Consider the following 5,952-nt stretch of genomic DNA (forward strand, 5'->3'; position numbering starts at 1 on the left):
GCAATTGCCAGGATGCCGCTACGGTCGAGCGTCCGCGCCGGGGACTTGGCAATCAGGCCGGCGGCCACACCGACCCGCATTCCGGGCTGGGTATTTCGAGCCTCGGCGGGCTGCTGGCGACCAAGGCCGCGATGCAGCGCCACGGCATATCAGGCACGCTGCGCTTCACCGGCGAGCCGGCGGAAAAGGTGCGTGGGTCAAAGCCGATCCATGCCGCCAAGGGCTATTATGACGGCCTTGCCGGCATGATCTCCTTTCATCCGTTCTACATGCTGCCGCTCTGCAACACGGCGCGCTGGGACACGCATTGCGGCGCGGCCTACGCGATGATCTATCGCTTCATCTGCGACCAACCGGAGCGCTGGGCGCTGGCTGCGGGCGCTGCACCCATTCCGCAAGCACATTCGGCGGCGCGCGCGCCCGGCGCCAACGACGCATTGATGATGATGTACATGGCCTCCAAGGCTCTGCGCGATTCCATGCTGCCGCACCAGGGCGGCTGGTCGATCAGCGAGGCGATCCTGACGGCGGGGCAAGCGACCGCCGACAATTTGCCGGCGGGGCTGGCCGAGATTCAGTACATGATCCGCGTGCCGACGCTTGCCATGGCCGAGCAGGTCACCGCGGTGCTCGACCGCAATGCCGAGGCGGCGGCAGCGATGAGTGGTTGCCGCACCGAGCGGCATTGGGTGTCGAAGTCACGACCGGGACTTGCCAATCATGCCATGGCCGAGATCGCCTATGAAGCGCTGTCGACGGTCGGGCCGCCGCGCTGGGACGAAGACGCCAAGGCAGTCGCGCGCGAAATACAGGTCAATGCCGGGCGCATGGCGAGCGACGAGCCGTTCATCGAAGAGCTGGAGCGCCTGATCGAGCCGCAGGCGGCGGAAGCGATCCTGCGCCGCGACCTGCCGCCCTCGCAGGTCAATTCGACCTCCGACGATTACACCGACATGAGCTGGCACACGCCGACGGCGCGCTTCTATGTCGCCCGCCCGGCACTGCGTTCGGAGACCGGCTATCCCTATCCAGCCTGGGTGATGAATGCGCTGGGCGGTATTTCGGCCACGATCGACCCGATGGTGGCCTGCGCCTCCCGCACGATCGCGCTTGCCGCCCTTCGCCTGCTGGAAGACCAGACTGCCCGCGAAGCGGCGATGGACGAGTTCGTTACCCGCACCGGCGGCGGCATCGGCGGTTCGAACTGGATCGCACCGCTTTGCGACTACGAGCCGCCGATCGGGTTTCGCTGGCCAGAATATGTCACCACCCCGCGTGGACGCGACTGGTGGATACCGAGCAATCAGACACCCCCAAGTCACCTCACGAGGAGCATCCCATGACCGTTCATGACCGCATTGTCGCCGAGCCGTTTTCGCTGCAGCGCCGCAACCCCGCCGGCGGCACCAAGCCGCTGACCGCCTGGGGTTTTGCCAACGAGACCGACGTGCTGACCGACGTCCTGCTCGGCTCGCCCAATTTCCTGCGTCATCTGTCGACCAGCTCGCTGTCGCGCAAGCACCTGCGCGAGGCGCCCTGCAACGTGCAGATCGCGCAGGCACAGCACAAGGACCTGGTCGCCGCCTACGAGCATTTCGGCGTCAACATCCACTGGCACGAGCCGACGCCCGAGCTGCCGATGCAGGTCTATTCCCGCGATTCCAGCGTCATGACGCCCTACGGCGCCTTCATCACCGCCATGGCCAACTGGTGGCGGCGCGGCGAGAACTATGCCGCGATCCGCACCTACGAAAAACTCGGCATCCCGATCTACGACATGGTCACGGCTGGTACCTTCGAGGGCGGCGACTTCAACGTCATCGAGGACGGCGTCGTGCTGATAGGCTGCGGCGGCGCGCGCACGCAGGAGGAAGGTGCGCGCCAGGTGCAGGCCTGGTTCGACAAGGAAGGCTGGGAAACCCGCATCGCTTTCATCGACGAATATTACGTCCATATCGACCTGATGGTGGTGCCGATCGCCGAAAAACTGACCGCCGTCTGCCTTGCCTGCACCGAGCCCGGCATTGTCGACTGGCTGAAGGGCAAAGGCCACGAGATCATCGACGTGCCGTTCCAGGACACGATGGCGCTCGGCTGCAACTTCATGTCGCTGGGCAAGGACCGCGTGATCGCGCCGACCTCCAGCCAGTCGCTGATCGGCCAGCTCAAGGCCCGCGGTTTCGAGGTCGCGGCCGTCGACATGAGCGAGATTTCGAAGACCGGCGGCGGCATCCACTGCATGGCGCAGGCGCTGAAGCGCGAACCGGCCTGAGCCGGCTCGCCCCTCAGCAACAAACCCGATACTGTGTCTTCGCTGCCCTTGTGAGTGCTGGAAAAATGGAGGAATAGTCTTGCGGAATGCATCGCCCTGAAATTGCCGGTTTGCGGTACTCAGGTCGTGCAATTGCTAGCCGGATTCCGAATGGCCAGTCCCGAACCGCGCAAGAGAAGAGGTCCGATCGCCGCCCGGCTGCTGGCGCTCGACGCGTGGATCGATTCCTCGCTCTACGAGATCGGCTTCAAGGCGCGCCAGTTCTGGGAATCGGCGACGATCTTCTCGCGGCGCTTCCGCGTCAACGGCTGGCGCCGTGGCATCATCGAAGTGTTGAGCGAAGGTTTTACGCTCGGCGCCGGCGGCATCGTGGTGATGCTGGCGCTGGCCATTCCGGCTTTCCAGGATACGGCCGGCGACTGGCGCGCCCAGGGCGACTTCGCCGTCACCTTCCTCGACCGCTATGGCAACGAGATCGGCCAGCGCGGCATCATCCAGCGCGATTCCGTGCCGGTCGACGAGATGCCCGATCACGTCATCAAGGCGGTGCTTGCTACCGAGGATCGCCGCTTCTTCGATCACTACGGCATCGATGTGCTCGGCCTTTCCCGCGCCATCTTCGAGAATGTGCGGGCCAATTCCGTCGTTCAGGGCGGCTCGAGCATAACCCAGCAGCTGGCCAAGAACCTGTTCCTCACCAATGAGCGCACGCTGGAGCGCAAGATCAAGGAAGCCTTCCTGTCGCTGTGGCTCGAGGCCAATCTGTCGAAGAAGGAAATCCTGCAGCTCTATCTCGATCGAGCCTACATGGGGGGCGGTACGTTCGGCATCGAGGCGGCCGCCGATTTCTATTTCGGCAAGAGCGTCAAGGATCTGAACCTCGCCGAGGCGGCGATGCTGGCCGGGCTGTTCAAGGCGCCGACCAAATATGCGCCGCACATCAACCTGCCGGCAGCGCGCGCACGCGCCAATGTGGTGCTGTCCAACCTTGTCGATTCCGGCTTCATGACCGAGGGCCAGGTTCTGCAGGCAAGACTGCATCCGGCCGACGTCGTCGACCGCGGCGAGCAGAAAAGTCCGGACTATTACCTCGACTGGGCATTCGACGAGGTCAAGAAGATCGCCAAACCGGGCCAGCACTCGCTTGTTGCCCACACCACCTTCGACGCGAACATCCAGAAGGCAGCGGAAGAATCGGTGGAGTTCCACCTGCGCCAGTTCGGCAAGGAGTACAACGTCACCGAAGGTGCCGTCGTCGTCATCGAGACCAACGGCGCCGTGCGCGCCATCGTCGGCGGCCGCGACTATGGCGCCAGCCAGTTCAACCGCGCCACCAAGGCGCTGCGCCAGACCGGCTCGTCATTCAAACCCTATGTCTATGCAACGGCGATGGAACACGGCTTCACGCCCAACTCCATCATCTCCGGCGGCCCGATCAGCTGGGGGTCCTGGTCGCCGCACAATTACAGCGGCGGATCGGCGGGCAATGTAACTCTGATCATGGCTATGGCCAAATCGATCAACACCGTGCCGGTTCGGCTGGCCAAGGATCACCTTGGCATCGGGCCGATCAAGGCCATGGCCGAGGCGATGGGCGTGGAATCGCCGCTCGAAGCGCACAAGACGATGGTGCTGGGCACCTCGGGCATGACGGTGATGGACCAGGCGACGGGCTACAGCGTGTTCGCCGACAACGGTTTCGTCGGCTTCCGGCACGGCATCAGCCAACTCGTCACCCGCACCGGCGAGGTGGTTTATGATTTCGCCAAGGATGCGCCGCCGCCACACCGGGTGTTGTCGGAGCAGGCGCTGAAATCGATGAACACCATGCTGGCGGCAGTACCGGTGATGGGCACGGCGCGGCGGGCCCAACTTCCCAACATCGTCGTCGCCGGCAAGACGGGCACGACGCAATCCTACCGCGACGCCTGGTTTGTCGGCTTCACCGGCAACTACACGGCGGCAGTATGGATGGGCAATGACGATTTCACGCCGACCAAGAACATGACCGGCGGCTCGCTGCCTGCGATGGTATGGCAGCGCCTGATGGTCTATGCGCACCAGAACATCGACCTCAAGCCGATCCCGGGCATCGACAAGCCCTTCGTCGACGAGGAGATCGCTGCCAAGGCCGAGGAAGCACAGAAGAAGAGCGACGCGCAGGCGGTGGCCGATGCAGCCGCCGAACGGCCGCCGGTGCTGTCCAGCCGCACGACGCAGACGCTGCGGGACATGACCAGCCTGTTCCAGTCGGCGCCCGTCCTCAATACGCCTCAACCGCCGGAGACGCTGTCGGCGCTGTGATGGCGCGCCTGGAACACCCCTCATCCGACCGAGCTTCGCTCGGCCACCGTCTCCCGCAGGGGGAGAAGGAAGAGGCGGCTGCAATTCTACATCGGCCCGCTTGCCACAAGGCCCTGCGCCGCGATATCCCCGAGCGGCAACTCTTCGGTGTCCCCGGCCCTTCATGCTCAAAACTGCCTTCCTGACGTTGCTTTCGCTTGCCATAGCCATCATCGGCGGTGGCGGCAGCGATGCCGGTGTCTTGAAAGCTGCCATCAAGGCCCTGCACACTGGCGGCCGTCTCGTGGCAAACGCGGTAACGCTGGAGATGGAAGCCCTGCTTCTTGCCCAGCATACGAAGCTCGGCGGCGATCTCACGCGGATAAACATCTCGCGGGCCTCGCCGGTCGGCTCGATGCAGGCCTGGCGGCCGGCCATGCCAGTGACGCAATGGAGCTGGATGAAGCCATGATGGTCGCAGGCATAGGCTGCCGAAAGGGCGTGGGCGTCGAAGAGGTGCTTGCGGCGATCGAAACGGCGCTGGAGGCGCATGGGTTGGCGATGACGGCGCTGTCGGCACTGGCGACTGCCGCGTTCAAGAAGGATGAAGAAGCGATCGCCGCCGCTGGCCGCACGCTGAGTCTTCCCGTCATCGTCGTCGACGACTCAGCACTTCAAGCTGCCTCGTCGGATACGCTCAGCCATTCCGATCTCTCGCAGGATGTTGCCGGCACACCATCGGTCTCCGAGGCGTCCGCCCTCGCCGTGGCCGGCACAGGCGCAAAACTGCTTGGCCCCCGCACAGTGCTCGGCCCGGTCACCTGCGCCATCGCCATCAGCGGAGATGCGCCATGACCGTTCATTTCATCGGCGCCGGTCCAGGTGCGGCCGACCTCATCACGCTGCGCGGCGCAAGGCTTTTGGCAAACTGCCCGGTTTGCCTGCATGCCGGCTCGATCGTCGCGCCCGAATTGCTGCAGCACTGCGCGCCGGGGACAAAGCTGGTCGACACCGCGCCGATGTCGCTCGACGAGATCGAGGCCGCCTATCTCGAGGCGCACAAATCAGGCCAGGATGTCGCCCGGCTGCATTCCGGTGACCTGTCGGTATGGAGCGCGGTCGCCGAGCAGATCCGCCGGCTGGAAAAGCACGGCATCCCTTATACGCTGACGCCGGGCGTCCCCTCCTTCGCCGCTGCCGCCGCAGCATTGCGCCGCGAGCTGACCATTCCCGAAGTGGCGCAAAGCCTTGTGCTGACCCGCATTTCCGGGCGCGCCTCCAAAATGCCACCCGGCGAGACGCTGGCCGGCTTCGGCCGCACCGGCGCCACGCTCGCTATTCATCTGGCCATCCACGCCATCGATCGCGTCGTCGCCGAACTGACGCCGCACTATGGC

At 64.7% G+C, this 5,952-nt stretch carries 5 protein-coding genes and 1 pseudogene; all 6 read left to right on the forward strand.

What is annotated here, in order from left to right:
• On the forward strand, nt 1–1,343 hold a 1,343-nt coding region (locus EN991_RS20325; protein ID WP_127369398.1), incomplete at its 5' end, for an amidohydrolase.
• The gene (locus EN991_RS20330; RefSeq protein WP_013532649.1) at nt 1,340–2,272 is read left to right on the forward strand and encodes a dimethylarginine dimethylaminohydrolase family protein; all 933 of its coding nucleotides are present in this window, start codon (nt 1,340–1,342) and stop codon (nt 2,270–2,272) included. The genes EN991_RS20325 and EN991_RS20330, both read left to right, overlap by 4 nt.
• 150 nt (nt 2,273–2,422) lie before the next feature.
• Nucleotides 2,423–4,576: a penicillin-binding protein 1A gene (locus tag EN991_RS20335; protein ID WP_013532650.1), complete on the forward strand. Its 2,154-nt coding sequence runs from the start codon at nt 2,423–2,425 to the stop codon at nt 4,574–4,576.
• Between the two features lie 211 nt (nt 4,577–4,787).
• Nucleotides 4,788–5,027: pseudogene (locus EN991_RS20340) on the forward strand (cobalamin biosynthesis bifunctional protein CbiET); the annotation flags it as partial.
• Nucleotides 5,024–5,410, forward strand: coding sequence for a cobalamin biosynthesis protein (locus tag EN991_RS20345; RefSeq protein ID WP_013531079.1), 387 nt, complete (start codon nt 5,024–5,026; stop codon nt 5,408–5,410). The pseudogene EN991_RS20340 and the gene EN991_RS20345, both read left to right, overlap by 4 nt.
• A partial coding sequence (locus tag EN991_RS20350) for an SAM-dependent methyltransferase (protein WP_127369399.1) occupies nt 5,407–5,952 on the forward strand: 546 nt, incomplete at its 3' end. The genes EN991_RS20345 and EN991_RS20350, both read left to right, overlap by 4 nt.

Origin of the sequence: Mesorhizobium sp. M7A.F.Ca.US.005.03.2.1 (assembly GCF_003997795.1) — a bacterium.
GTDB classification, from domain to species: Bacteria; Pseudomonadota; Alphaproteobacteria; order Rhizobiales; family Rhizobiaceae; genus Mesorhizobium; species Mesorhizobium ciceri.